The organism is Massilia sp. IC2-476, assembly GCF_020707295.1.
Classification (GTDB): Bacteria; Pseudomonadota; Gammaproteobacteria; order Burkholderiales; family Burkholderiaceae_D; genus Telluria.
In genome coordinates, this window is record NZ_JAJFER010000003.1 from 58,359 (window position 1) to 84,925 (window position 26,567).

The 26,567-nt window shown below is 66.4% G+C and carries 25 protein-coding genes; 4 read left to right on the forward strand and 21 right to left on the reverse strand.

Annotated elements, in window-relative coordinates:
- The first annotated feature begins 25 nt into the window (after positions 1-25).
- Complete coding sequence (locus LK539_RS09215; RefSeq protein WP_227800626.1) at positions 26-598, forward strand: sterol desaturase family protein; 573 nt, start codon at positions 26-28, stop codon at positions 596-598.
- Here the strand turns inward: LK539_RS09215 and crtB are convergent.
- The 10 genes from crtB to LK539_RS09265 form a co-directional block, all read right to left on the reverse strand.
- Positions 495-1,463 (reverse strand): 15-cis-phytoene synthase CrtB, encoded by a 969-nt coding sequence (crtB, locus tag LK539_RS09220; RefSeq protein WP_227800627.1) that lies wholly within the window; start codon positions 1,461-1,463, stop codon positions 495-497. The genes LK539_RS09215 and crtB overlap by 104 nt on opposite strands.
- Positions 1,460-2,953, reverse strand: coding sequence for a phytoene desaturase (locus LK539_RS09225; protein ID WP_227800628.1), 1,494 nt, complete (start codon positions 2,951-2,953; stop codon positions 1,460-1,462). The genes crtB and LK539_RS09225 overlap by 4 nt, the downstream gene beginning before the upstream one ends.
- A complete protein-coding gene (gene crtY / locus LK539_RS09230) occupies positions 2,950-4,131 on the reverse strand; it encodes a lycopene beta-cyclase CrtY (RefSeq protein WP_227800629.1) in 1,182 nt (393 codons plus the stop codon). Before crtY ends, LK539_RS09225 begins: the two co-directional genes overlap by 4 nt.
- Positions 4,124-5,425: a glycosyltransferase gene (locus LK539_RS09235; protein ID WP_227800630.1), complete on the reverse strand. Its 1,302-nt coding sequence runs from the start codon at positions 5,423-5,425 to the stop codon at positions 4,124-4,126. The genes crtY and LK539_RS09235 overlap by 8 nt, the downstream gene beginning before the upstream one ends.
- 15 nt (positions 5,426-5,440) lie before the next feature.
- Entirely contained in the window at positions 5,441-6,454 is a 1,014-nt protein-coding gene (locus tag LK539_RS09240; RefSeq protein ID WP_227800631.1) for a polyprenyl synthetase family protein, read from the reverse strand.
- A 318-nt stretch (positions 6,455-6,772) separates the two neighbouring features.
- Positions 6,773-7,786, reverse strand: coding sequence for a porin (locus LK539_RS09245; protein WP_227800632.1), 1,014 nt, complete (start codon positions 7,784-7,786; stop codon positions 6,773-6,775).
- A gap of 136 nt (positions 7,787-7,922) precedes the next feature.
- Positions 7,923-9,116, reverse strand: a complete 1,194-nt coding sequence (locus tag LK539_RS09250; RefSeq protein WP_227800633.1) for an ATP-binding protein — start codon at positions 9,114-9,116, stop codon at positions 7,923-7,925.
- A gap of 99 nt (positions 9,117-9,215) precedes the next feature.
- Positions 9,216-10,643 carry a cytochrome P450 gene (locus tag LK539_RS09255; protein ID WP_227800634.1) on the reverse strand — a complete coding sequence of 476 codons (1,428 nt, stop codon included), beginning with the start codon at positions 10,641-10,643 and terminating at the stop codon, positions 9,216-9,218.
- Positions 10,644-10,722: 79 nt separating this feature from the next.
- A complete protein-coding gene (locus LK539_RS09260) occupies positions 10,723-11,490 on the reverse strand; it encodes a LytTR family DNA-binding domain-containing protein (RefSeq protein ID WP_227800635.1) in 768 nt (255 codons plus the stop codon).
- Positions 11,491-11,580: 90 nt separating this feature from the next.
- On the reverse strand, positions 11,581-12,855 hold the full coding sequence (locus tag LK539_RS09265) for a sensor histidine kinase (protein WP_227800636.1): 1,275 nt from the start codon (positions 12,853-12,855) through the stop codon (positions 11,581-11,583).
- A 297-nt stretch (positions 12,856-13,152) separates the two neighbouring features.
- On the opposite strand from LK539_RS09265, the gene LK539_RS09270 reads away from it, so the two are divergent.
- On the forward strand, positions 13,153-14,088 hold the full coding sequence (locus LK539_RS09270; RefSeq protein WP_227800637.1) for an exopolyphosphatase: 936 nt from the start codon (positions 13,153-13,155) through the stop codon (positions 14,086-14,088).
- Between the two features lie 6 nt (positions 14,089-14,094).
- Here the strand turns inward: LK539_RS09270 and LK539_RS09275 are convergent, their stop codons facing one another.
- From LK539_RS09275 to LK539_RS09295, 5 genes are all read right to left on the reverse strand, one after another.
- A complete protein-coding gene (locus LK539_RS09275) occupies positions 14,095-14,493 on the reverse strand; it encodes a hypothetical protein (protein WP_227800638.1) in 399 nt (132 codons plus the stop codon).
- Complete coding sequence (locus LK539_RS09280) at positions 14,490-14,786, reverse strand: metalloregulator ArsR/SmtB family transcription factor (RefSeq protein WP_227800639.1); 297 nt, start codon at positions 14,784-14,786, stop codon at positions 14,490-14,492. Before LK539_RS09280 ends, LK539_RS09275 begins: the two co-directional genes overlap by 4 nt.
- A 60-nt stretch (positions 14,787-14,846) precedes the next feature.
- Complete coding sequence (locus LK539_RS09285; protein ID WP_227800640.1) at positions 14,847-17,219, reverse strand: EAL domain-containing protein; 2,373 nt, start codon at positions 17,217-17,219, stop codon at positions 14,847-14,849.
- A gap of 138 nt (positions 17,220-17,357) precedes the next feature.
- Positions 17,358-18,626 (reverse strand): nitronate monooxygenase, encoded by a 1,269-nt coding sequence (locus tag LK539_RS09290; protein ID WP_227800641.1) that lies wholly within the window; start codon positions 18,624-18,626, stop codon positions 17,358-17,360.
- 125 nt (positions 18,627-18,751) lie between these two features.
- Positions 18,752-19,237 (reverse strand): YajQ family cyclic di-GMP-binding protein, encoded by a 486-nt coding sequence (locus LK539_RS09295; protein ID WP_227800642.1) that lies wholly within the window; start codon positions 19,235-19,237, stop codon positions 18,752-18,754.
- 147 nt (positions 19,238-19,384) lie between these two features.
- On the opposite strand from LK539_RS09295, the gene murB reads away from it, so the two are divergent.
- Positions 19,385-20,413 (forward strand): UDP-N-acetylmuramate dehydrogenase, encoded by a 1,029-nt coding sequence (murB, locus tag LK539_RS09300; RefSeq protein WP_227800643.1) that lies wholly within the window; start codon positions 19,385-19,387, stop codon positions 20,411-20,413.
- An 11-nt stretch (positions 20,414-20,424) separates the two neighbouring features.
- Positions 20,425-21,144: an SDR family oxidoreductase gene (locus tag LK539_RS09305; RefSeq protein WP_227800644.1), complete on the forward strand. Its 720-nt coding sequence runs from the start codon at positions 20,425-20,427 to the stop codon at positions 21,142-21,144.
- Here the strand turns inward: LK539_RS09305 and LK539_RS09310 are convergent.
- The 6 genes from LK539_RS09310 to LK539_RS09335 form a co-directional block, all read right to left on the reverse strand.
- A complete protein-coding gene (locus tag LK539_RS09310) occupies positions 21,141-21,509 on the reverse strand; it encodes a YkgJ family cysteine cluster protein (RefSeq protein WP_227800645.1) in 369 nt (122 codons plus the stop codon). The two genes, LK539_RS09305 and LK539_RS09310, sit on opposite strands and share 4 nt — an antisense overlap.
- A 74-nt stretch (positions 21,510-21,583) precedes the next feature.
- Positions 21,584-22,816 carry an argininosuccinate synthase gene (locus LK539_RS09315; protein ID WP_227800646.1) on the reverse strand — a complete coding sequence of 411 codons (1,233 nt, stop codon included), beginning with the start codon at positions 22,814-22,816 and terminating at the stop codon, positions 21,584-21,586.
- A gap of 99 nt (positions 22,817-22,915) precedes the next feature.
- Entirely contained in the window at positions 22,916-23,842 is a 927-nt protein-coding gene (argF, locus tag LK539_RS09320) for an ornithine carbamoyltransferase (RefSeq protein WP_227800647.1), read from the reverse strand.
- Positions 23,843-24,040: 198 nt separating this feature from the next.
- A complete protein-coding gene (rsgA, locus tag LK539_RS09325; RefSeq protein ID WP_227800648.1) occupies positions 24,041-24,931 on the reverse strand; it encodes a ribosome small subunit-dependent GTPase A in 891 nt (296 codons plus the stop codon).
- Complete coding sequence (locus LK539_RS09330; RefSeq protein ID WP_227800649.1) at positions 24,928-25,260, reverse strand: 4a-hydroxytetrahydrobiopterin dehydratase; 333 nt, start codon at positions 25,258-25,260, stop codon at positions 24,928-24,930. Before LK539_RS09330 ends, rsgA begins: the two co-directional genes overlap by 4 nt.
- On the reverse strand, positions 25,257-26,519 hold the full coding sequence (locus LK539_RS09335; protein ID WP_227800650.1) for a M48 family metallopeptidase: 1,263 nt from the start codon (positions 26,517-26,519) through the stop codon (positions 25,257-25,259). The genes LK539_RS09330 and LK539_RS09335 overlap by 4 nt, the downstream gene beginning before the upstream one ends.
- Between the last annotated feature and the right edge of the window lie 48 nt (positions 26,520-26,567).

Genomic DNA, 26,567 nt, shown 5'->3' on the forward strand with positions numbered 1-26,567 from the left:
TTGCCAGCCGTGCATGGCGGCGCCTGTGATAGGCTCCGGATACTCCCTCGCCCTTTATTTCGCCATGCTGCTCAACGCCTTCATCGTCGTGCTCACCGTCGTGCTGATGGAGGTGTTTTCCATCGTTGCGCACAAGTACGTGATGCATCGGTTCGGCTGGGGCTGGCACCGTTCCCACCACGAAGCGCGCACCGGCTGGTTCGAGAAGAACGACCTGTACGCCCTGGTGTTCGTCGGCGCGGCGGTCGCCATGATCTGGTTCGGCATGCGCGGCTTCTATCCCTTGCAGTGGATCGGCGCCGGTGTCACGGCCTATGGCTTGCTCTACTTCGTCGCCCACGACGGCCTGGTGCACCGGCGCTGGCCGTTCCGCTACACGCCGCGCAGCGGCTATCTCAAGCGCCTGTACCAGGCGCACCGCATGCACCATGCGGTCGAGGGGCGCGACGGCGCCGTGTCCTTCGGCTTCCTGTACGCGCCGCCGGTCGCCGTCCTCAAACAGCAGCTGCATGCGCTGCATGGGGGACGCTTGCAGCGCCACCCGGACGCTGCCACAGCGTCGCAGGACGCATCGGCGGCGACGCCAGGCGCGAACTGAGGGCGCTGCCCGCACCTCGGGCCAGCAGCCACAGTTTCATCGCCTTGCTGGTGCCGCAGCGCTCGTCCCAGGCGTGCTCTCCGCGCCGCTTCACCTCGATCCCGATCTGGCGGTAGACATTGCGTGCGCTCGCGATCGCCCAGGCTGAACGCAGGGGCAGGGCGGCAATGCCGGCACGCGCCGAATCGTAATAGGGTTCGGCGTAGTCCACCAGGCGCGCCGCAAGCTGCGCCAGCCGTGCGCGGTGGCGCGGGTCGGCCAGCTCCTGCTGGGGGATGCCCGCTTCGCGCAGCCACTGCGCCGGCAGGTAGCAGCGCCCGACGCCGGCGTCTTCGACGATGTCGCGCGCGATGTTGGTGAGCTGGAAGGCGATCCCGAGGTCGCAGGCGCGGTCCAGCACGCGCGGGTCGTGGGCGCCCATGATCGAGGCCATCATCAGGCCGACCACGCCGGCCACGTGGTAGCAGTAGCGCAGCGTGTCCTCGATGCTCTCGTAGCGCGCGCCTTCCACGTCCATGGCAAAGCCTGCGAGGTGATCGAACGCGAAGCGCGGGTCGATGCGGTGGCCCAGCGCCACTTCCTGGAAGGCGGCAAAGGCCGGGTCATCCATTTTTTCGCCGGCATAGGCACGCCGGGTCTGGTCCTGCAATTGCGCCAGCGCGGCGCCGGCATCGTGGGCCGGAGCCGCCTCTACATTGAAGCCGAGCTCCTGGCCGTCGACCACGTCGTCGCAGTGGCGGCACCAGGCGTACAGCATCAGCACGCTGCGCCGCGTTGGCGGATCGAACAGGCGCGCCGCCGCGGCGAAGCTTTTGGAGCCGACCTCGATGGTGCGAGTGGCGTGGTCCATCAAGGCTTCGCTCATGCCTGCACCTCCTCCGCGATCATCAGACGGGCGGTGGCCTTGGCCGAGCCGATCACGCCCGGCACGCCGGCGCCGGGATGGGTGCCGGCGCCCACCAGGTACAGGTTACTCAGTTCGCTGTCGCGGTTGTGCGGGCGGAACCAGGCGCTTTGCGTCAGGATCGGCTCCAGCGAGAAGGCCGAGCCCAGGTGGGCGTTCAGCTGGTCGCGGAAGTCGATGGGGGTGAAGAAGCGGGAGGTGACCAGCTGGCTGCGCAGCCCCGGCATGTAGCGCTGCTCGAGGTAGTCGAGGATGCGGTCGCGGTAGCGCGGGCCTTCCACCGACCAGTCGATCGGCGCATTGCCCAGGTGCGGCACCGGCGCCAGCACGTAGTGGCTGCCGCAGCCGGGCGGGGCCAGCGACGGATCGGTCACGCAGGGTGCGTGCAGATAGAGCGAGAAGTCGTCGGCCAACTGCTGGCCCTTGAAGATGTCCTTGATCAGTTCGCGATAGCGCGGGCCGAAGCAGACCGTGTGGTGCTGCAGCTGCTCGTGGTGCTTGTCGAGGCCGAAGTAAAGCACGAACAGCGAGTTGCTGAAGCGCTTCTTGCGCAGGGCTTCGCCTTCGGCCGCGCCGCGCGGGTGCTGGCCCAGCAGGCCGGCATAGGTGTGCACCACGTCGGCGTTCGAGGCCACGGCGTCGGCCTCGAACAGGCGGCCGTCCTCGAGGCGCACGCCGCTCACGCGCTTTCCGGCGGCTTCGATGCGGGCTACCGGGGCATTCAGTTCGATGCGTCCGCCGATGTCCTGGAACAGGCGCACCATGCCGCGCACCAGGGCGCCGGTGCCGCCGCGCGGGAACCACACGCCCCATTGCCGTTCCAGCGCGTGGATCAGGGTGTAGATCGAGCTGGTGGCAAACGGATTGCCGCCCACCAGCAGCGAGTGGAAGGAAAAGGCCTGGCGCAGCTGCTCGTCCTGGATGAAGCGCGCTACCAGGCCGTACACGCTGCGCCAGGCCTGCAGGCGCGCCAGCTGCGGGCCGGCCGAGATCATGTCGCGGAAGGACAGGAAGGGCACGGCGCCGAGCTTCAGGTAGCCTTCCTCGAACACGGCTTTCGAATAGGCCAGGAAGCGCCGGTAACCTTCGACGTCGGCCGGGTTGCGCGCATGGATCTGGCGGTCCAGGGCCTCCTGGTCGTTGGCATAGTCGAAGTGGCTGCCGTCTTCCCAGCACAGGCGGTAGAAGGGGGTAACCGGCAGCAGCTCGACGTAGTCGGACAGGCGCTTGCCGGCGGCAGTGAACAGCTCTTCGATGCAGGACGGATCGGTGATGACGGTAGGGCCGGCATCAAACGTGAAGCCTTCGTCTTCGTACACGTAGGCGCGCCCGCCCGGCTTGTCGCGCTTTTCCAGCAGCGTGACCTGCATGCCGCTGGCCTGCAGCCGGATGGCGAGCGCCAGGCCGCCGAAGCCGGCGCCGATCACCACGGCCTTTTTATGTTCGTTCATGCTGTTTTCCTGATCTGGTCGGGGTGGATCTTGCATGCCGCTGCCAGGGCTTGCGCCACCGGCACCGGCGGTTTGCCGCTCAACACGCGCGCCTTGTCGCGCAGGTGCAGACGGCCGGCATAGAAACGGGCGATGAGGGGCGCGGGCAGGCGGTAGAAACGCTGCATCACGCGCCAGCGCTGTTCCGGACGGCCGGCCAGGAACAGCATGCGGTTGAGCAGGCGGAAGAAGCGCTGGCCCTGCCATTCGCGCCTGGCTTCGTCGCGGATCGCCGCGAACACGGCGGGTGCGCTCAGGTCGGCCAGGGCAGCGACGCGCTCGGCCAGGCGCACCGCATGCGGCAGCGAATAGCCGGTGGTCGGGTGGAACAGGCCGGCGCGCAGGCCGCTTGCCGGCTGTCCGTTCAGATCCGCCCAGAAGCCGTCGAAGTCGCCGGCGAGTACGATCGGCAGCGAGCCGTGTTCTTCGCGCAGCACGTCGGCGACCTCCCAGCCGCGCGCGGCGGCATAGGCGGCGATGTTGGTGCGCAGGCGTTCCGGCTCCCAGCCGGGGCCGTCGACATAATGGGTGTCTTCGACCAGCACCCGGTCCGGCCCGAAAGGCAGCAGGTAGACGAAGCGGTAGCCGCCCTGCTGTTCGACGGTGGCGTCCATGATGACCGGGGCGTGCAGGCCGTGCGGCGCGCGCAGGCGCAGCTCCTGGCCTAGGAAGGTCTGGTAGCCGAGCGAGAGGCGCGAACTGGCGCGCATGCCGCGTCCGTCGATCACGGCGCCGGCGTGGATGGTGACGCCGTCGGCCAGCTCGACCCAGGTGGGGCCGAGGGCGGCGATGCGCACGCGGGTGAGCAGGGCGGGGCCGAGCGCCGCTTCGATGGTGCGCGCGAAGTCGCTCGACGCGATGCTGGCGTAGCCCCCTTCCAGGGTGCGCGCCAGGTCGGGGAAGCTCACCTCGTAACGCGGCCAGCGGCAGGAAACCAGTGGCGCGAGCCAGGCGCGCTGGGCGGGCGTGAGGTCGCTGTCGTGGAAAGACCAGGTGTGGTTGCCGCCGATGTGTTCTTCGCTCTCCAGCAGCAGGATGCGCAGTTCGGGGCGCAGGGTGCGCAGGCGCCAGGCCAGCAGGCCATTGGCCAGCCCGCCGCCGGCCAGCACCAGGTCGTAGTCGGGCGCCGGCTTATCCATGAGTCGCCACGGGTTGGGTGTGCGGCTTGTGCAGCAGCGCCGCCTCGATGATGCCGGCCGCGCGCAGTGTGCCGCCGGCCTGCGCCACGCTGCTTGAGAGCGCGTCCAGGCGGGTGGCGAAGCCGTCCTCGATCAGCAGGCGGCGCAGCAGGCGCGCCATCTGGCCGCTGCCGGCGAAGCGGGCGGAAGCCTTCAGGCCGATCCCGGCATGCACCACGCGCGCGGCGGCGCCCGGCTGGTCGAAGGCGATCGGCAGCGCCAGGATCGGCGTGCGCGCGGCGATCGCGTCCATGATCGTGTTCGAGCCCGCATGCGAGACCACGGCATCGGCGCGCGCCAGCGCCGCGGCCTGGTTGGCGAAGCCGCAGACCCAGGTAGCGCCGGCCCGCTCCAGCTGGCGCTCCTGGCGCGCATCCAGGCCGCCGCAGTGGGCCACCAGCAGCTGTGCGTCGAGCGCGCGGCAGGCCCGTGCGATGCGTTTGAACAGGCCGAGTCTTCCGCCCTGCATGGTGCCGAGCGAGGCGAACACGAATGGGCGGCCGGCGGCGACCGGCGGCATGAACTGCTGTCCGGGGCCACTGCTGCGCGGCCCGGTGGGGCGCAGCGGGCCGACGTGGTGGAACTGCGGCGGCAGCGCCCGGCGCGGGAAGTCGAAACCGGCCACGGTCTGGCTGACCTGGGCCAGCGGCGACAGGCATTCGTGCAGGCCGTCGCGCGCGGGCAGGCCCAGGCGGCGCGCGTTGTCCGCGATGCTGCGCCGGTGCGGCGTCATCATCCAGTCGTAGACGCGGGTGCTGCCCTCGACCATCTTGCGGGTGCGCTCGTCGTCGGCGTACTCGAAAGGCATCACGGGCAGCGGAATGCCCGGTTCGCGGTTGACCGGCAGCGCGCAGGCGACCGAGACGAAGGGCAGGCCGAGCGCCTCGGCCACCAGGCCGCCGGCCGCTTCCATCTGGTCGGCGATGATGGCGTCGATGGCCAGTGCGTCGATGGCGCGCGGCAGTTCGCGGCACAGCATGTCGGTGCCGGCAGCCATGTCGAGGATGACCCGGCGAATGCCGAGCGGCCCGCCCGGGTTGGCGGCGCGTTGCAGCGCCGCCGCCAGCGAGCCGGGAGGATGGGTGCCCGCGCCGATGGCGTGAAAGCCCACGCGCGGATCGCTCACGTAGGGCGCGGCGTCCGGCCGGTGCAGGAAGGTGACGCGGTGCCCGCGTCCCACCAGTTCGCCGGCCAGCGCGCTCAGGGCGCTGAAGTGGCTGTAGAACGCGGGTGCGACCACCCCGAAGTGCGCCATGCAAGCTTTCCCGGTTCAGTTCACCAGCGCTTCGCGGCTGCGCGTGCCGCCTGCAGCATCAGCGGCATCGGCAGGAAAAACGCGCGGAAGGGCGCGGCCCTGGGCGAACAGCTTGCCCACGAACTGGTGGGTGTCGCCTTCGGGACCAAGGGCAGCCTCGAGGTGGCGCCGGGCGTCGTTCAGGTGGCGCGCCAGCTGGCGCTGCGCTTCTTCCTGGCCGAGCGAGGCGAGCACGGTCGCCTTGCCGAGGTCCTTGCCGGTGTCCTTGCCGCTGTCGGCGCCGGGCAGGTCGAGGAAGTCGTCGCGGATCTGGAAGGCGTGCCCCGCCGCCAGCGCAAAGGCGCGCAGCGATTGCGCTACCCCATCGCCGGCCTGGGCGATGATGGCGGCCATGTCGACCGCGACGCCAAGCAGCACGCCGGTCTTGAGTTCGTTGGTGGTGGCGATCGCGTCCAGGGTGCGGGCGCTGGCGCGCAGGTCCTGGTACTGGCCGCGCACCAGGCCCTGGGTGCCGACCGTCTCGCTCAGGCGCGCCACCAGGCGCGCGCGCGTCACCGGCGGGATGTCGGCCGCGCTTGCCAGCACGCCGAAGGCGCGGCTCAGCAGCGCCACCGAGGCCAGGATGGCGACGTCTTCGCCATACTGCACGTGGATGGCGGGACGGCCGCGGCGCAGGCTCGCATTGTCCATGCAGGGCATGTCGTCCAGGATCAGCGAGGCCGCATGCACCATCTCGACCGCGCAGCCGACATCGGCCAGGGCCGACGAGGTGCAGCCGAGGTCGCGCGCCACCAGCATTACGAGCATGGGGCGCATGCGTTTGCCGGCGCTCAGGGCGCCGGCACGCATGGCGGCAGACAGCAGGTCGGCCCCGTCGCCGGATTCCGCCAGCAGCTCTTCCATGCGTTCCTCGATGGCGTCGCGCAAGGTCTCCAGACCAGATGGCTGGGTGTCGCCGGCATGCGCCAGGTCGAATCCGTTGATGGCCGCGCCGAGCGCTCCATCGAACTGCCGTGCCGTTGTGCTCATGGGCTACCCCTTGTCGTCAAACGCCAATACAGGAATTGTCAAATTTGCCGACGATCATACCGTAGGCAATGTTGAGCAATCGATAATATTTCAATCGTGTGCACCTCCTTTGAGGTGGATGCGTGTTCGCGTGCTCGCACACCAGTGTATTAAACTTGAAAAATTGGCTATTCCCCCTTGCGCACGATAGGTGAGCGGGTCAAGCGTGGGTCGAAACAGACACTTCTTTCGGGGTGATCGGGACAGTTGCAGGTCGAGTCATCGCTGCAAAAATAAAAAATGCCGGCAGCGCCGGCATTTTTGGAAGGTACGAGGCCCTTAGAACGTGTGGCGCACGCCCACGTTGAAGACGCGCGGGTCGGCGCCCAGCGCGGTTGCCGGCGGGGCCAGGCTGGTGCCGGCCGACTGCAGGTTGAACACGCCGCGGGCGTTGTTGCGCAGCTGGGCGTAGGTCGAGTAGATATTGGTGCGCTTCGACAGGGCGTAGGTGTAGGCCAGGGTCACGGCATTGCCCTTGGCGCCGGTCTCGATCTTCTGCTGCTGGAAGTTCAGGAAGAACTTGTTCGAGCCGGTGGTGAAGGCAGCGCCGATGTTGGCGTTCTTGTACTCGTTGTTGGCGCCGGTCTGGTCGCCCACCAGGTAGTTACCCTTGATTTCGAAGGCGCCGACGGTGAAGCCAGCACCCACACCCCATTCCTTGTCGTCGCCGGTCGCCAGGCGCTCCAGCACGTGGTAGCCGCCGCCCAGGTACAGGCCGCCGTTCTTGTATTCCAGCGACACGCCCATCAGGTCGCCCGACGGTTCGGTGGCGCGCTCGCCGGCCGAGTAGGCGGCATTGACGGTGAAGCCGCTCAGGCTGTCGCTCTTGTAGTTGACCGAGTTGGCCAGGCGGCGGGTCAGGCGGTTGGTGGCGAAGGCCGACAGGTTGCTGCCGTAGAAGCCCTGGCCCAGGATGTCGGTCGCGGCGGCGACGGCGGCGATCGGGCTGTATTCGCGGCCGACGGTCAGGGTGCCGAAGCTGCCCTGCAGGCCGACGACGGCGCGGCGGTTGAACAGGTTCGAATCGGCGGCGCCGGTGTCGAGGGCGACGCCCGCTTCGACGTTGAACAGCGCTTTCAGGCCGTTGCCCAGGTCTTCGGTACCGCGGAAGCCGATACGGCTGCTCGACTGGTTGCCCGAGTTGATCACGGTGCGGCTGTCTTCACCCGGTGCGCCGGTGTCTTCCACGCCGATCGATGCGTCCATCACGCCATAGATCGTGACGTTGGTCTGGGCGTGGGCGAACAGTGGCAGGGAGGACAGCAGCGCGGCTGCCAGGTACTTGAACTTCATGAAGAGCTCCTTTGGTTTGGACAGGATGTCGAGTTCTCAATAAACTCAGAACGAGGCGGATCTTACTTAGCGAATATGTCCGGTTAATGACATGTTGCTATTTGACATCCTGATATGCCAAACACGTAACGGGTGCTCAGTTCGCCATTTCCTCTCCCATGATGTGCCCGGACAGCGGCAGCGCGATGTCGATCCGGGTGCCGGGCGTTTCGTCACTGCTGATGGTGATTTCGCCGTGCATGGCCCAGACCCGTTCGCGCATGCCGACCAGGCCGAGCGACTCCTTCTTTTCCATGTCCTCGCTGCGGATGCCGCGGCCGTCGTCGCGGATGGTGAGCAGCAGCTCGTGGTTGACGCGGTCGAGGTTGAGTACGACGCGGGTGGCGCCGGCGTGGCGCGCGATGTTGGTCAGCGCTTCCTGCACGATGCGGAAGATGGCGGTGCTGGCGGCATCGTCCAGGCGCAGTTCGGACTCTTCGGCCAGCAGGGTGCAGGCGATGCCGTGGCGCTCGCTGAAGTCGTCGCGCAGTCCCTGGAGGGCGAAGTACAGGCCGCCTTCGTCGAGGGCGCGCGGGCGCAGGTTGGTGGCGATGCGGCGCAGCGAGGCGATCGCCATCAGGAGGTTGGTCTCCATGCCCTCGATCAGGCGCTGGCTCGCTTCGGGCAGCTTGTTGCTTTGCAGGAGGGTCAAGTCCATGCGCAGCGAGGCCAGCAGCTGGCCGAGGTCGTCGTGCAGCTCGCGCGCGATGTGGGTGCGTTCTTCTTCGCGGATGGTCTGCAGGGCCGAGGACAGCTGGCGCAGCTGGTCGTGCGAGCGCGCCAGCTTTTGCTGCACCAGGTGGCGCTCGGAGACGTCGCGCAGGATCACGGTGCACACTTCGTGGCCGTCGTGATCGACGGTGGAGATCGAGCCTTCGATCGGGAACAGCTGGCCGTTGGCGCGGATGCCGGTGACCGCGTAGTCGGTGGCGCGCCGGCCGGCGCGTCCGCCGCCGGTGGGGAAGTAGTCGCAGGGGGCCATGGCGCCGCGGCTGGGTGGCTGGATGAAGCGTGCCAGCGAGCTGCCCTGCATGGCCGCCACGCTGGTCGCGAACATCTGGGCCGCGGCCGGGTTGGCCAGCAGGATCACGGCATGCTCGTCGATCGACAGGATGGCGTCGCTGGCGCTGTGCACGATGCGCCGCCCGTCGAAGGCGCGCGTGGCCCGGTGCACGGCACGCGCCCGGCGCAGCGCGGCCGCGGCCTGGCCGGCGCAGTAGCCGCCCAGGAAGGAGAACACGAGAACCGCCTTGCCCGGCGCGTGCCGGCGGAGGCGTCGTTGTGGAGTCATGCGGAAATGCGAATGGCGCCCGTCAAGGCCGGAAGCTCTACATTACGGCCTCGGCGCGCGAGCCGGCTTGAGGCGACACAAGGCCGCGCCGACGCCGCTTCATTCCTCGACGGTGAAACGCAACCGGTAGTTGTCCAGCGTTCCCGGCAGGCGCGCCGGATCGAGCCGCCGCCCGGGCGCCAGCGCCAGCTTGCGACCGTCGAGCACGTTCGCCAGCATGGCGCTGCTCAGCATCAGCACCAGATTGCGCCCGGGGCAGGTGACGGGGCCGTCGCTGAAGGGGACCAGCGGCCAGTCGCGCGCTGCGCTATCGTCCAGCCACAATTCCGGGGCGAAGCGGTTGGCCTCGCGCAGGCGCGTGTCGTCGCGGTGGAAGAAAGGGGCATGGATCAGGACGCCGGTCCCGGCCGGCATGCTGCCGTCTTCCCAGTGCGTCCGTGCGGTGCTCTGGCGCAGGATCATGGGCGTGGTAGGCCACAGGCGCAGGGCCTCCAATACGGTGGCGCGCAGGAAGGGCAGGGGATGCATTTCCCGGCGCTCGGCGATCTCGGCGCGGACGCGCCCGGTCGCTTGCGGATGGCTGTCCAGCAGGGCCAGGGCCCGGAAGCTGGCGATGACGGCCGCGTCGAAGGCAAACAGCCACTGCGGCACCTGCTGGCGCGGTTCGGTCGTGCTGTTGCGCGGGATGTGGGCCATGTAGCCGGCCAGGCTGCCCGCTTCGGCGCGGTCCAGGTACTCCTGGATGCGCGCCAGGAAGCGTTCGCGTTTTGCCCGCATGGTGGGGTGGAAGCCTGCCCAGTTGGCGGCGCCGCGCAGGCGCGTGATCATTGCCTGCAGTTCGTGGTCGTCCGCTGCGCTGTTGCCCAGGACCACACGGCGGAACATGCGGTACCAGGCTTGCGACCAGGTGTCCCAGTCGAGGCTTCCCTTGTCGCGCGCCGCGGCCAGCATGGCTGCGGCCTCCTCCTCGACGAGCGGGAGGAAGCCGGCGGCCATGCGGTGCATCGGGTTGACGGTGTCGAGCGCGGCCTCGTTGAAGCGGCGTCGCTCGCTGCGCTGTGCGCCGGTGGACAGCAGCACGCCCTGCGGCTCGAAATGCGCGAGCGCGGCGCGCTTCTCGGTGCTGGCAGGAGAGAAGGGCTCGGGCGATTCGTCCAGCACCCGCTTGGCATGCCCGGGGTCGAGCACCACCGCCTGCTGGCGGATCGGCAGCGGCAGCATCAGCGGACCGCGTCCGTACTTGTCGCGCAGCTTCTGCATGCGCTGCACCGCACGGCGGTCGAGGTCGAGCCGCTCGGCCAGGGCCACCATCGGCGGGCGGCGAATGATGACGCCTTGCGCCACTAGGGGAGCGAAGACCTCGAGGCCGAGGGCGAGGGTGTCGAGCAGGCTGGCGCGGGGCAGCCCTTCCTTGGTGGTGCCGGGACCGGCGGCCCTGGCGATGCTGCGGCCCGCCGCGAGCCCTGCGCCGAAGGCGCCGAGCACGCCGGCGGCCAGCAGGAGAGTGTCCTTGCGCGGCTTGTCCATGCTTCGTCCAGTCGAGTTCGGAAAAACCCGACTGTACGATAGCCGACAGGAGCCGTGCGCACGCCTGGCGGCGTGCAGATTACATCTGCTTGAACAGGTGCAGGAAACTCCGGCTTACTTCGAGCTTCTCCGGCCGCCCCTTGACCAGCACCAGGTGCCGGCCGCGGATGTCGCGGGTCACGCCTTCGATCGCGTTGACATTGACCAGGGTGGCGCGGTGGATCTGCCAGAACAGCGAGGGGTCCAGCTCTTCGGCCAGGTCGCGCACCGGTTTGCGGATCAGGGCTTCGAAGCTGGCCGTCTGCACGCAGGTGTACTTTTCGTCGGAACGGAAGAACAGGATGTCTTCCACCGGGATCATGCGCAGGTCCTGGCCGATGCTGGCCTGGATCCACTGCAGGTGCTTCGGTTTCGGCGCGCCGATCTTTTCGGCCAGCTGCGACAGCATCGCCTGCACGCTCTGGTTGACGTTGGCGCCTTCGGCCGGGCGCTCGAGGCGCTGCTTGAGGCGGTCCACCGTCACCTTCAGGCGCTCTGGCTCGGTGGGCTTGAGCACGTAGTCGATCGCGCCGCGCTCGAAGGCTTCCACCGCGTACTGGTCGTAGGCGGTGACGAACACGATCTGGCTGCGGTCGCCGATGTCGCGCGCGGCTTCCATGCCGGTCTTGCCGGGCATGCGGATGTCGAGGAAGGTGAGGTCGGGCTTGAGCTGGTCGACCAGCTCCACCGCTTCCTCGCCGTTCTTCGCTTCGCCCAGGATCTCGAGTTCGGGCCATGCCTCCGACAGGCGCAGGCGCAGCTGGTCGCGCATCAGTCTTTCGTCGTCGGCAATGATTGCAGTAGGCATGGTCGTCTCTGTAGCAAAGGATTTAATGATTATTCAATGAAACCGCGCGGCGATCAAGTTGCCCGGCATAGGCATTATCTGGAAAGCTGCTTATTTGGACAGCTGATATGGCACCTCGATCATGGCGATCACGCCGCTCGGGCTGTTGGCGGCGATGTGCAGCTGGCCGGCGTCGCCGTGCAGCAGCTTGAGGCGGTCGCGGATGGTCTGCAGCCCCAGGCCGGTGCCGTCGCTGGGCACCACGCCGAAACCGACGCCGTCGTCGGTGACGGTGACGCGCAGCTTGCTGTCGACCACCTCGGCCTGGATCTTCAGGCTGCCGCCCTCGGGCTTGCATTCGAGGCCGTGCTTGATCGCGTTCTCGACCATCGACTGCAGCATCATCGGCGGGAAAGCCGCGCTGCGCAGGCCTTCCGGCACCTGCATCACCACCGTCAGGCGTTCTTCCATGCGCATCTTGAGCAGGTTCAGGTAGGCGGTCACCATGTCCACCTCGCGCCCGAGGCCGGTGACCACGGCGTTGTCGCGCATCTGCGGCAGCACCGCGCGCAGGTACTGGATCAGGCTGCGCTGCATGGCCGAGGCGCGCGGCGGGTCGACCTGGATCAGGTGCTCGACCGAGGCCAGGGTGTTGAACAGGAAGTGCGGTTCCACCTGTGCCTGCATCATCTGCATCTTGGTTTCCGACAGCTGGCGCTGCATGGCTTCGCGCTCGGCTGCCTGGTTGGCCACATGCGATTCCGCTTCGGCGCGCTTCTTGCCGCCGACCAGGGCCTTGGTGCCGAACAGGGCCAGCACGAACAGGATCACGAAATTCATGAACCAGGTCGAGGCCTGCTTGTGGTAGCGCGACACCTTCTGCTCCGCGGCGTCTTCCACCGCCGCTTCGATCGCGTTCGAGAGTTCTTCGCCGATCTGCGGCGGCAGTTCGATGTGGACCGATTCGCCGTTGGCGCCGACGGCCGGCGGGTTCGGCGTGGTGGCGGGAGCGGGCTTGGCGGCCGCGTCCGGTCCTTCGGGGGGAGGGGGAGCGTCGGGCGGCGCAGGCGGCGCCGATGGATCCGCCGGCACAGTGCCGTTCTTCGGCCGGTTGCGCGGATGGAAGCGGATACCGCTCTCGTCGATCAGGATGGCGGCATCGCTGCGGCGGCCGGCTTCGCGCTCGGCGCGGCTGATGTCTTCCTCGGCCGGACCGGAGAACAGTTCTTCCTGCAGGATCGCACCGGCCATCAGGGTCAGGATCGCAAACAGGAAAAACTTCCACCACGACAGCTGGGTGACCCAGGTCGCCACGGCGTCGAAGGCGCGGTAGAGCCACGACAGGACGCTCGAAAAATAGTGGGGGGTGGTGTTCCTTGCTTGCATGTTCGTTCGTTCATTCTCGGTGCAAGCGGCGAGTGTACCGCGTCGCCGCCTGCGCGTACCGGAAATACAACATTTCCGGCAACACCAACTGTTGGGATGATGCAACTTTACCCCGCACGCATCCTGCGTGCCAGTGGCGTGCGACAGCCTGCACGATCCGGGGAATGGATTGCGTCCAGCCTGTCTAGGATGCGCCATCGCAAGGGCTGACAGCCGGAAACATTGCAAGGTATGATCTTTCGGGACCGCTTGTTCCCGGTTCCCCGTCCGCTTTCCGATCCCTGAAAGGATGTGCCGATGTCAGTCTCTTCCAAATTCCGGCTCGTAACCCGTAGCGACTTCGATGGCCTGGTATGCGCGGTCTTGCTCAGGCACCTCGACCTGATCGACGAGATCCTGTTCGTGCACCCGAAGGATATGCAGGACGGCAAGATCGCCATCAGCGCGCGCGACATCACCACCAACCTGCCGTACGTGGCGGCGGCCCACCTGGTGTTCGACCACCACTTGTCGGAAACCATCCGCAATACGGGACGTCGCGAGAACCATGTGATTCACCCCGAAGCGCCGTCGGCGGCGCGCGTGGTGTACGACCACTATGGCGGCGCCAGCACCTTCCCGGCCGCCTGGAACGACATGCTGGCGGCGGTGGACAAGGGCGATTCGGCGCGCTTCTCGCGCGACGAGGTGCTGTTCCCGCAAGGCTGGAACCTGCTGAACTTCCTGATGGATGCGCGCACCGGCCTGGGACGCTTCCACGAATTCCGCATCTCGAACTACCAGCTCATGATGGCGCTGATCGACTACTGCGCCACCCACAACATCGAGCAGATCATGGAACTGCCCGACGTGCGCGAGCGTACCTCGCTGTACTTCGAGCACAGCGAGCGTTGCAAGGAGCAGATCCGGCGCTGCGCCCGGGTCCACAGGAACCTGGTGGTGCTCGACCTGCGCAACGAGGAGGTGATCTACGCCGGCAACCGTTTCATCATCTACGCCCTGTTCCCGGAAACGAACATCTCGATCCACGTGCTGTGGGGTGTGAAGCAGCAGAACACCGTGTTCGCTACCGGCAAGTCGATCCTGAACCGGAGCTCGAACACCAACATCGGCGCGCTGATGCTGGAATACGGCGGCGGCGGGCACGAGAATGCCGGCACCTGCCAGGTCGATAACGAGATGGTGGAAGAGGTGCTGGGCGCACTCATCAACCGCATCAACAAGGACGGCTGATCCGGCTTAGCCGGCCTGGCGCGCCCCGATCCGGATGCAGCCGAGTGCGGCGCAGGTGACGGAGGCGCCCAGCGCCAGGCCGCCCACCATGCCGGCCAGTTCGAGCGGCGCCAGCAGCCAGGCCAGCATGTAGGCAATGCCCCCCAGGACCAGGCTCCAGCCGGCGAAGCGGCGCGCGGCCTGGTCGGCGCCGGGCGAGGTGCAGCGCATGCGCGCACGTTTCGCCAGCGCTTTCGGGATGTCGTTGGCATACACCACGACCACCAGGCCGAGCAGAGCGCCCAGCAGGCGCCTCGTCCATGCAGGATCGAGCCAGGTCGGGCCGGCCCACGCCAGCAGGGCAGACAAGGCCAGAATCAGGGCGGCGCCGACTACGGCGCGGCAGAGCGGGGACAGGGCTTTCATGGTTTCTCCTTGTGCGAATGGTCGGCGCGGCTGACGTTCAGGCCGACGGTCTGGGCGAACGCCAGCAGCGCGTCCTCCAGTACCGACAGCCGCAGCCGGTAGGTGATCGTGCGGCCTTCTTTCTCGGGCTCGATCAGTCCGGCCGCCACCAGCACGGCGAAATGGGCCGACATGGTCGGCTTCGATACATCGAACAGGCCGGCCAGTTCACCGGCGCCCATCGGTCCAGCCTGCAGGTGCTGGAGGATGGCGCGCCGCGTCGGGTCGGACAGGGCTTTGAAAACGGAGCTCATGGATCGATTGTTAGCTAACTATCTAACTATTGCAAGCGTTTTCTTTGGATTTCTGTTTGCCTATTGTGCGTGGTAGCGCTGGCCCAGCATTTCGCGCACCGCATCGGGCGCTAATGGCTCGCTGAACCATTGCCCCTGCAACTGGTCGCAGCCGTGCGAGCGCAGGAATTCCACCTGCGCTTCGGTCTCGACCGCTTCACCCACTACCGCCAGCTCGAGGTTGTGGCCGATGTCGATCAGGGTCTTGGCCAGCCGGTTGTCGCTGCCTTCGCGCGTAATGTCGTGCACGGCGGCTTTCGACAGCTTGACCTGGCGCACCGACAGCTGGCGCAGGAAGGAAATGTCGGAAATGCCCTTCCCGAATTCGTCGAGCGAGAGCGCCACGCCGCATTCGCGCAGCTGGGCCGACAGGTCGCGCCCCAGGCCCGGATTGCGGATCAGGTCAGCCTCGGGAATCTCGATCTCCAGGCTGCCCGGCGGCAGATTGTAGTGCTGCATGCGCGCCGCGATGCCCGGGATGAAGCCGTGCTGGCTGTATTCGCGGTGCGAGACGTTGACCGACACCGGCAGCCCGGTGTAGCCGAGCTGGCGCAGCTCGTGCAGGAAGGCGCAGGCCTGGTCCAGCACCCAGTTGCCGATCCCGATCATCTGGCCCGATTCCTCGGCTTCGGCGAGGAAGGCGGCCGGCAGCATGACGCCGTGCTTGGGGTGGCGCCAGCGCAGCAGGGCCTCGAAGCCGCGCACCTTGCCGCTCTTCGCATCCATGCGCGGCTGGAACAGCAGGAACAGCTCGTCGTGCTCGAGGGCGCCGCGAATGCTGTCGGCAAGCTGGGCGCGCTTCTCGCCGGCGATGCGCATCTCGGGCGAGAAGAAGTGCACGCCGCCGCCGTTGCCCTTGGCGTGGTACATCGCCATGTCGGCCGCACGCACCAGTTCGGCCGGCGTCTTGCCGTCCTGGGGGAACAGCGACACCCCGAGGCTGGCGCCGACCGGGATCTCATTGCCCGCAAAGGCGACCGGCATCGTCATCGACTGGCGCAGGCGCTCGGCCATGCGCAGGGTGAAGCGCACCGAGGGCTGGTCGACCAGCACCAGCACGAACTCGTCGCCCGACATGCGCGCCACCGTGTCGCTGTCGCGCACCGCCGCCTGCAGTCGCCGCGCCACCACTTTCAGCACCACGTCGCCGGCCTCGTGGCCGAAGGTGTCGTTGATGCTCTTGAAGTTGTCGAGGTCGACCAGCACGATCGCCACCATCGCGCCGTGCCGGTGCGCCAGGTGCAGCGCATGCTCGAGCCGGTCCCACATCAGGGTACGGTTGGCCAGGCCGGTGAGGGCGTCGTGGTTGACCTCGTGCTCGAGGTGGTCGCTGCGTTCCTTGATGGCGGTGACGTCCTGCAGGATGCCGATGAAATGGCTGACTTCGCCGTAGTCGTCGCGCACCGGCGTGATGCTCAGGTCGTTCCAGAAGATCTCGCCGTTCTTGCGCATGTTGCGAAACACGACGTTGACCGCGCGCCGTTCGGCGAGGGCCTGGCGCACCTGGCTGCGCTCGTGCGCGTCGAAGCCGTTCGCGGCCATGAAGCGCGGGTCGCGCCCGATCACTTCCGCCGCCGGATAGCCGGCGATGCGCTCGAAGGCCGGATTGACGTACTCGACGATGTTGTCGTGTCCGACGCAGCGGGTGATGACGATGCCGTTGCTGGCCGCGTGCAGGGCGCGCTCGCTCAGGAGCAGCTGGCGCTCCTTTTCGCGCCGCTTGGTGATGTTGATGCCCATGCCGAACAGATAGTGATTACCCTTGCAGCCGACCCGCGCGCCGCCCACCACCATGGGCGTCTCGCGTCCGCTGCGCGACACGTAGTTCATCTCCATCGACACTTCCGCGCCTTCCTCGAACACGCGCCGGATGTTCTCCAGCGCCAGCGGGCGCTCGCGCGGCTCGAACATGTCGATGACGCGGGCGGCGGCCAGCTCGTCCGGCGTCATCTCGGTGAGGCGTTCGAGGTTGTGATTCCACAAGAGCAGGCGCCCTTCGCGGTTGATCGCATAGAAGGTGCCGGGCAGCAGGTCGACCACCTCGGCCAGCGGGGTGTTGCCGACGCGTTCGGCTTCGGAAACCGATTCGGCGGGGGCCACGGCGATGCTGGCGCTCCAGCCGGCGGCGTCGCCGCGGGCATCGTACTGGCGCAGCAGGGAAAGAGTCGCCAGGCCCTCGCGACCGCCGGCGAAATGCATTCGCACCCGCCCGCCACCGGCGGAGGCGAGGACCGGCCAGCGGGTCTCGCCGGCGATGAGTTCGGTGAGCTGACGTCCGCGCGTCTGTTCCGGCGTCCAGCCGAACAGTGCCGCGCATGCGGGATTCCAGCTCACGACCACGCCTTCGTCATCGGTCAGGAAAGTGACCACTGCGGACGGCTGGATCGTGGACATGCCGGCACCCTTCATCAAAGCGCGCATTGGACTTCAGCTTACACGCGTTCGTGAGGGGAGGGCGCAATGCAAAGAAGCCACGGCGGGCCGTGGCTTCAGGGATACGGAACGTTGGCTGCCGGCGCGCCGGGCCGACGATCAGGCGGCGGCGGTTTCCTGCTTCGGCGGCAGCGCGATCTCGTTGTTCACGCTGAACTGGTAGTCCTCGAACACGTGCTGCGCCGACAGGATCTGATAGCTGCCGTCCGCCAGGCGGTGCGTGGTGTCCTTCAGGCGGTAGGTGGTGTGGCCGCAGGTCCAGCAATTGAAATTGCGCATGTGCGTGCACAGGCAGGTCTTGTCATACACGGCAATGTTCTTGCCGTCCGGGCTGGCCTGCACCTCGCGGTTGTACGAGTTGATGTAGGCGCAGTTGCCGGTGGCGTCCAGCAGGTAGCCGTAGGATTCGCAGCCAGGGCGGATGCCGGAACCGATCGCCGGCGTGCTTTTCAGCATACGCATCGGGTAGCCGGTCGGCGAGACGCCGTTGACGATGATGTCTTCTTCGCTGGCGCGGAAGTATTCCTGCTTGACGTGGTCCGGCATGCCGCACTCGTGGGTGACGGTGAAGCGGGTCGCCACCTGCACGCCGCCGGCGCCTTTTTCCAGGAAGCCGGCCGCGTCGGAGCCGGTGAAGATGCCGCCCGCGGCGATCACCGGGATGTCGAGCTGCTCGGCGCGCATGTAGGCCAGGACCTCGTCCATGATGGTGTGCAGGTCGTACTGCTTCCAGTCATCGATGCCGAAGCCCAGGTGGCCGCCGGCCAGCGGACCTTCGACGATGATGTAGTCGGGCAGGCGGTTCAGGCGCGAGACCTTTTTCAGGAACAGCTGCAGCGCGCGCACCGACGAGACGATGATGCCCAGCTTGGTGTCGCGGAAGCGCGGATGGTCCTTGATCAGGTCAAAGGAACCCAGGTGCAGGCCGGCCGACATGGTGATGCCGTCGATGCCGGCGTCCATCGCCGCCGACAGGCGGGTGCGCAGGGTCTCTTTCGGTGCGTTCATGGTCAGCTTTTCCATGCAGTTCACGAAGACCAGGCCGTCGCCTTTCTTCGCTTCCATGGTCGAGCCCACGTGCAGGCGGGTCGCTTCGGCCAGGCGGTCGAGGTCGAACTGCACCACCGCCTTGTTCATGTTGTTGATATTGAACTTGTACAGCTTCGTCTTGTCCTTGACGAAGGTGGTGTCGAACTTGCGGTCCGACACGTCCTGTACCATGGCGTCCGAGATGTGGCCGATGCCGCCGAGACGGGCGGCCTCGAGAGCCAGTTCGGAGGTCGAGATGTCCACGCCCATCCCGCCGATCATGATGGGCACATAGTCCTTGTTGCCCAGTCGCAGGCGGAAATCATCAACACGTTTCATTGCAATCCTTAAACCGCCGTAGTTCCCTACGCGTACATATGCATTGACAAGCCGCAGTGCACGGCCGTCATTCTACTCTCATGCGTGGCGCCCGCCACGCGATGTTTCCGTTGTGGAGCGCCCGTTCAGTCGCGGAAGTTGTTGAAGGCGAGCGGCAGCTCCTGCACGTCCTTGCGCAGCATGGCCATGGCGGCCTGCAGGTCGTCGCGCTTGGCGCCGGTGACGCGCACCGATTCGCCCTGGATGCTGGCCTGCACCTTCATCTTGCTTTCCTTGATGAGCTTGGTGATCTTCTTCGCGTCCTCGGTCTCGATGCCGTTGCGCACCTTGATGACCTGCTTGACCTTGTCGCCGCCGATCTTCTCGATCTTGCCTTCGTCCAGGAAGCGCACGTCCACCTTGCGCTTGGCCATCTTGTTGATCAAGACATCCTTGACCTGGCCGAGCTGGAAGTCGGAGTCGGCGAACAGGGTCAGTTCCTTGTCCTTTTGCTCGACATTGGCCGAGCTGCCCTTGAAGTCGAAGCGGGTGGTGATTTCCTTGTTCGATTGTTCGACGGCATTCTTCACTTCGACCATGTCTGCTTCGCAGACGACATCAAACGATGGCATGGCGGTTTCCTTTTTTCTTGATACTGCTAACTAGATGAATTCCTCTATTTTAACGGACAACGCCCCCCTGGGGCCATCGGATTTGCCCGCACGGCAACAGATTGCCCCGGGCTTGCCTCTATAATGACCAAAAAACACGGTCACGCCATGCAAGCCAACCAGCCCATCCTCCACGATTTTTCGCTCGCTTCCCTCAACACCTTCCGCATTCCCGCGCGCGCCCGCCATTACCTGCGCGTGCTGGGGGCGGCCGAGCTGGACGCCGTGCGCCGCGACCCGGCGCTTGCCAGCCTGCCGCGCCTGGTGTTGGGTGGCGGCAGCAACATGCTGTTCACCCGCGACTTCGACGGCATCGTCCTGCACATGGCGGGGCAAGGCAAGGAAGTCCTGGGCGAGCAGGATGGCCGAATCCTGGTGCGGGCCCAGGCCGGCGAAAACTGGCACGCTTTTGTGCAATGGACCCTGGCCCAGGGCCTGGGCGGCATGGAAAACCTGTCGCTGATCCCGGGCACGGTCGGGGCGGCGCCGATCCAGAACGTGGGGGCGTATGGCACGGAAACCAAGGATGTGTTCCACAGCCTGACCGCCTATGACATGGCCAGCGGAGAAACCCGCACGCTGGATGCGGCCGCTTGCCGCTTCGCCTACCGCGACAGCCTGTTCAAGCACCCGGAGGGGCGCGAGTTGGTGGTGCTGGACGTCACCTTTGCCTTGCCGGCGGCCTGGCAGCCCAACCTGCGCTACGCCGAGCTGGCGCGCGCAGTGGACGAGGCCGGTTTCACCTCGCCCACGCCACAGGACATCGGACGCACGGTCGAGGCGATCCGGCGCCGCAAGTTGCCCGATCCGGCCGAGATCGGCAACGCCGGCAGCTTCTTCAAGAATCCGGTCGTGAGCGCCGACCATTGCGCGCGGCTGCTGGCGCAGTATCCTGAACTGGTGCACCACACGCAAGCGGACGGCAGCAAGAAACTGGCCGCCGGCTGGCTGATCGACCAGTGCGGCTGGAAGGGCCGGGCAATGGGCGCGGCGGGCGTCTATCCGAAGCAGGCATTGGTGCTGGTCAACCTGGGCGGCGCCCAGGGCGAGGACGTGGTGCGCCTGGCGCGCGCGATCCAGGCGGACGTGGCGGCAAAATACGGCGTGGAACTGGAGCCGGAACCGGTATTCGTTTGAGGGAGGCGGGCATGATCAAGGCAGTCGTAACGGGCCACTCGCGTGGCCTGGGCGCCGCAATCGCGGCGGAACTGGTGACGCGCGGCATCCCGGTACTGGGACTGGCGCGCGGGCACGCCGAGATCGGCGAGGGCATGGAGCAGGCGGTCGTCGACTTCGGCGACGCCGCGGCATTGGCGGCATGGCTGCAGGGCCATACCCTGTCCAGCTTCCTCGCCGGCGCCGATACTGTGCTGCTGGTGAACAATGCCGGCGTCGTGTCGCCGGTGGGGCCGCTGGCCGAGCAGGATCCAGTGGCGGCCTTGCGCGCGGCCGTCATCAACGTGGGGGCGCCGCTGGCCCTGTCCGCTGCCTTCGTCCAGGCCGCACCCCAGGCCGAACGGCGCATCCTGCACGTGTCGAGCGGGGCGGGGCGCAGCGCCTATCCCGGCTGGAGCGTGTACTGCGCTACCAAGGCGGCGCTCGACCAGCATGCCCGCGCGGTGGCGCTGGACGGCGACCCAAGGGTGAAATGCGTCAGCCTGGCGCCGGGAGTGATCGATACCGACATGCAGGCCGAGATCCGGGCCACGCCGGACGCGAAATTCCCGCTCAAGCAGCGCTTCGTCGACATGAAGGAGGGTGGGGTGCTGGAGACGCCGGCGGCGTGTGCGGCGAAGCTGGTCGACTGCTTGCTGTCGAAGCGCTTCGGGCATGAGGCGGTGGATGACCTAAGGAATTCGGCGGCTTAGGTGATTTGGGGGTAGAGGTCGGTCCAGGCTGGGTTGGTGGCGCTCGCGTGCACTGCAAGCACCGTCATCCCGTGGATGCCACGCGCCCTTAAACACTTCTCATCCCCGATCTCCACCTCCCGGCAGGCACTCGGCCGCGCCCCGTACACCCCGCAAGCCATCGGCCCCGCATCCCCCTTGCCCAGCGCCGCACAATACGGCGCCGACGCGTTGGTCCCCTTCATGCACGAGATATGCGGCGTCACCTGTTCGGTCCACCCATCGGGCAGCCCGCGTTCTCGCCCTTCGGCCCAGTAGAACGACACACGAAACGACTTGCAGCACGCACCGCAGTCGAGGCAGGGATTGTGAACATGATCGCTCATGGTCCCCGATCTTATCACCGCCGCGCCCATGAAAAAAGCCGCCCGGAGGCGGCTTCGGCTGTCGCTGGAAAAGCTTACTGGCCGCGCTTGGCGCGTGCCTTGGCGGCGATGCGCATGCGCAGCGCGTTCAGCTTGATGAAGCCGCCCGCATCCGCCTGGTTGTAGGCGCCGCCGTCTTCGTCGAAGGTGGCGATGTTCATGTCGAACAGCGAATCGGTCTTCGAGTCGCGCGACACCACGATCACGTTGCCCTTGTACAGCTTGATGCGCACCCAGCCGTTGACGGTCTTCTGGGTGTGGTCGATCAGGGTCTGCAGCGCGACGCGCTCCGGGGCCCACCAGTAGCCGTTATAGATCAGCGAAGCGTAGCGCGGCATCAGGTCGTCCTTCAGGTGCGCCACTTCGCGGTCCAGGGTGATCGATTCGATCGCACGGTGGGCTTTCAGCATGATGGTGCCGCCCGGGGTTTCGTAGCAGCCGCGCGACTTCATGCCGACGTAGCGGTTCTCGACCAGGTCGAGGCGGCCGATGCCGTGCTTGCCGCCCAGGCGATTCAGCTCGGTCAGCACTTCGGCGGCGCTCATGCGCTTGCCGTTCAGGGCCACGATGTCGCCCTGTTCGTATTCGATGTCGAGGTACTCGGCTTCGTTCGGCGCCTGCTCCGGCGAGACGGTCCAGCGCCACATCGATTCCTCGGCTTCCGCGCTCGGGTTTTCCAGGTGGCGGCCTTCGAAGGAGATGTGCAGCAGGTTGGCGTCCATCGAGTAGGGCGCGCCGCCGTTCTTGTGCTTCATGTCGATCTCGATGCCGGCGTCTTCCGCGTACTTCAGCAGTTTTTCGCGCGACAGCAGGTCCCACTCACGCCACGGAGCGATGATCTTGACGTCGGGTTTCAGCGCGTAGGCGCCCAGCTCGAAACGCACCTGGTCGTTGCCCTTGCCGGTCGCGCCGTGCGAGACGGCGTCGGCGCCGGTCTCGTTGGCGATCTCGATCAGGCGCTTGGCGATCAGCGGACGCGCGATCGAGGTGCCCAGCAGGTATTCGCCTTCGTAGACGGTGTTCGCGCGGAACATCGGGAACACGAAGTCGCGCACGAATTCTTCGCGCACGTCGTCGATGTAGATGTTTTCCGGCTTGATGCCGAACTTGATCGCCTTGGCGCGCGCCGGCTCGAGCTCTTCGCCCTGGCCGAGGTCGGCGGTGAAGGTGACGATTTCGCAGTTGTAGTGGTCTTGCAGCCACTTCAGGATGACGGAGGTATCGAGGCCGCCCGAGTAGGCGAGGACTACTTTTTTAATGTCGCTCATGGAAGCTTCCAGTGTGGAGAGGGAGGTGGGATCGGGATGGTCAGCCGGTCCTTGCGGACCGACGATCAAACAAAGGGTTGGTGGTGGGTGAAAAAATGATTACTTGTCTTCGATCCGGCCAAGCAGCAGGTATTCGATCAGGGCCTTCTGCACGTGCAGGCGGTTCTCGGCCTCGTCCCAGACGACCGACTGCGGGCCGTCGATGACTTCGGCGGCGACTTCCTCGCCGCGGTGGGCCGGCAGGCAGTGCATGAACAGGGCATCGGGCGTGGCGCGCGCCATCTTGGCGGCGTCCACGATGAAACCGTCGAAGGCCTTCAGGCGCTCGGCGTTTTCCTTTTCATAGCCCATGCTGGTCCAGACGTCGGTGCTGACCAGGTGCGCGCCTTCGCAGGCATCCGACGGGTTCTCGAACAGGGTGTAGCGGCTGGTCGAAACCAGCTTCGGGTCGATCTCGTAGCCCTTCGGCGTGGACACGTTCAGGTGGAAGCCGAACACCTCGGCCGCCTGCAGCCAGGAGTACAGCATGTTATTGGCGTCGCCGATCCAGGCCACCGTCTTGCCCGCGATCGGGCCGCGGTGCTCGTAGAAGGTGAAGATGTCGGCCAGCACCTGGCAGGGGTGGTGTTCGTTGGTCAGGCCGTTGATCACCGGGACGCGCGAATGTGCGGCGAAACGCTCGATGATCTCCTGGCCGAAGGTGCGCACCATGATGATGTCGCACATGCGGGACATGACCTGGCCGGCGTCTTCCACCGGCTCGCCGCGGCCCAGCTGGCTGTCGCGGGTGTTCAGGTAAATGGCGGCGCCGCCCAGCTGGTGCATGCCGGCTTCGAAACTCAGGCGGGTGCGGGTCGAGCTCTTTTCGAACACCATCACCAGGGTACGGTCGACCAGCGGGTGGTAGACCTCGTAGGCCTTGAACTTGCGCTTGATGACCTTGGCGCGCTCGATCACGTACTCGAATTCGTCGGCGCTGAAGTCGGAGAACTGCAGGAAATGCTTGATGGGCTTTGCGACTGGCATATCGTCTTTGCTTTACTGTTATCCCTTGAATTATAAGGGTTTTTATTTGACGTTAGGGAAAGTGGTCGTTTTTCGTAGGGTGGGCAGGTTTCCTGCCCACGCGGTGAAAGTTAAAGGTGGATAAGCCGAATGGGCGGATCTTGTACTGGTTGAACGCGTGGGCGGGTGACCCGCCCACCCTACAACAACGGCACCCGGTTAGTACAGGGTTTGCGAGGATTCGTGCAGCAGCTGCGCATACAGCTCGTGCCGCATCTTCGCGATCTTGCCTTCCTCGACCGCGCCCAGCACCGCGCACTGCGGCTCGGCCAGGTGGCGGCAGTTGTAGTACTTGCAGCCGCCCAGGTAGGGCTTGAACTCGACGAAAGCGCGCTCCAGCATGCCTTCGGTCAGGTGATACAGCCCGAATTCCTGGAAGCCGGGCGAATCGATGATCGACGCTCCGCCGGGCAGCCAGTACAGGCGCGTGAACGTGGTGGTGTGCTTGCCGGTGTCGAGTGCTTCCGAGATCTCGCGCACGGCGATGTCGGCGTCCGGCACCAGCAGGTTGATCAGGGACGACTTGCCCATGCCCGACTGTCCGATGAAGATCGACGACTGCCCGTTCAGCAGCGGCATCAGGGTCTCGACGGCGTGCTCGGGCCGCGCGCGCGCCGACAGTTCGTGCACTGGATAGCCGAGCGAGGCGTACAGGCCGGCGCGCTCGCGGGCGCGCGCCAGCGGTTCCTCGACGTCGACCTTGTTCAGGATGATGTGGGCCTCGATGCCGGCCGCCTCGGCCGCCACCAGCGAGCGCGAGACCAGGTCGTCGGCGAAGCTCGGTTCGGTGGCGACGACGATGAACAGGCGCGAGATGTTCGCCGCCAGCAGCTTCGATTTGTACTGGTCCGAGCGGTAGAGCAAGGTACTACGGTCGGCGATCTTTTCGATCACGGCCTGGTCGTTCGAGGTGCGCTTGAGGTGGACGACGTCGCCCACGGCCACGTTGGTCTTCTTGCCGCGCGTGACGCACTGGAGCTTTTCGCCGTCGGCGTCGGCCAGGTAGTGGCGCCCGTGCGCGGCGATGATGGTGCCGGTCAACTCACTCATGCACCGGCCTGCTGCTTGTAGAGCGCATCGGCCTTCGCTGCGCAGATGAAATCGTTGTCGCTCAGCGCGCCGCCCGCCGAGTGGGTGGTGTAGGCCAGCGTGCAGCGGCGGTAGCCCACTGTCATGTCCGGGTGGTGGTTCTGCTCCTCGGCCATGCTTGCTACTGCGTTCACGAAGGCGATGGTGGCGCGGTAGTCGGGGAAGGCGTAGTCACGCGCGATGGTGCCGTCGATGGCCTGCCACTCCGGAACTTGCGTGAGACGAACGCGAATCGTGGCCGGATCGAGCGCCGCGGCGCCATCGATGCAGTGTTGATCGAGGAGGTTCATGCGGCCGCCATCATCAGGTGTTTCACCCGCACCGAAGCCGGCGGGTGAGAATCGTAGAAGGCCGAATGCAGCGGGTCCGGGGTCAGAGTCGAGGCGTTGTCCTCGTACATCTTGACCAGGGCCGAGACCAGGTGGCTGCTGTCGGTATGTTTGGCGGCGAAGGCGTCGGCTTCGAATTCGTGCTTGCGCGAGGTGATGGAGCTGAGCGGCGACAGCAGGAAGGTGAACACCGGCAGCACCAGCATGAACAGGATCAGGGCCATGCCGTCGTTCGGCGCCCCCATCATCGGCAGCACGCCCAGGCCGGTGTAGAACCAGGCCTGGGTCTTCAGGTAGCCGAGCAGGGCGAGAAAGCCGAGCGACAGCGCGAATAGTACGGCGATGCGCTTGACGATGTGGCGCAGCTTGAAGTGGCCCAGTTCATGGGCCAGCACGGCTTCGATCTCGGGCGGGTCGAGGCGCGACAGCAGGGTGTCGAAGAACACGATGCGCTTGTTGGCCCCAAAGCCCGAGAAATAGGCGTTGCCATGGGCGCTGCGCTTGCTGCCATCCATGACGAACAGGCCTTTCGAGGCAAAGCCGACGCGCGCCATCAGGCCTTCGATGCGTTGCTGCAGGCTCGTGTCCTGCAGTGGGGTGAACTTGTTGAACAGCGGCGCGATCACGGTCGGGTAGAGCACCATCATCAAGAGCTGGAAGCCGCTCCACACGCACCAGGCCCACAGCCACCACAGGTCGCCGCTGCGCTCCATCAGCGCCAGGATCACCCATAGCAGCGGCAGGCCGATCACGGCGCCAACCAGGGCGCCCTTGAGCATGTCGGCCAGCCACAGGCCAAGCGTCATCTTGTTGAAGCCGAAGCGTTCTTCCAGCACGAACTGGCGGTACCAGTCGAAAGGCAGGTCGAGCAGGCCTGATACGACCGCGAAGGCGACCACCAGGGCCATCTGGTGCGCCATGCCCGGACCCGTCACGCCCAGCAGGGCGATGGACAAGGCCTGCAGCCCGCCCAGCAGGGTGAAGCCGATCAGCACCACGCCGCCCCACAGCATCGCCGCAATGCCGAGGCGGGTCTTGGCCACCGTGTAGTCGGCCGCTTTCTGGTGCGCCGCGAGCGGCACCTTCGGTGCAAACTCGGCGGGCACGCTGGCGCGGTGGCGCAGCACGTGCCGGATGTGCCGGTTGGCCAGCCAGAAGCGCACGCCCAGCGTCAGCGCAAAGAAAACGACGAACAATACCGAAAACCCGAGTGAAGACATGCTGTGCCTGTGAGAAAATGCAGGATTACGCGAAAACTAATGCAACGT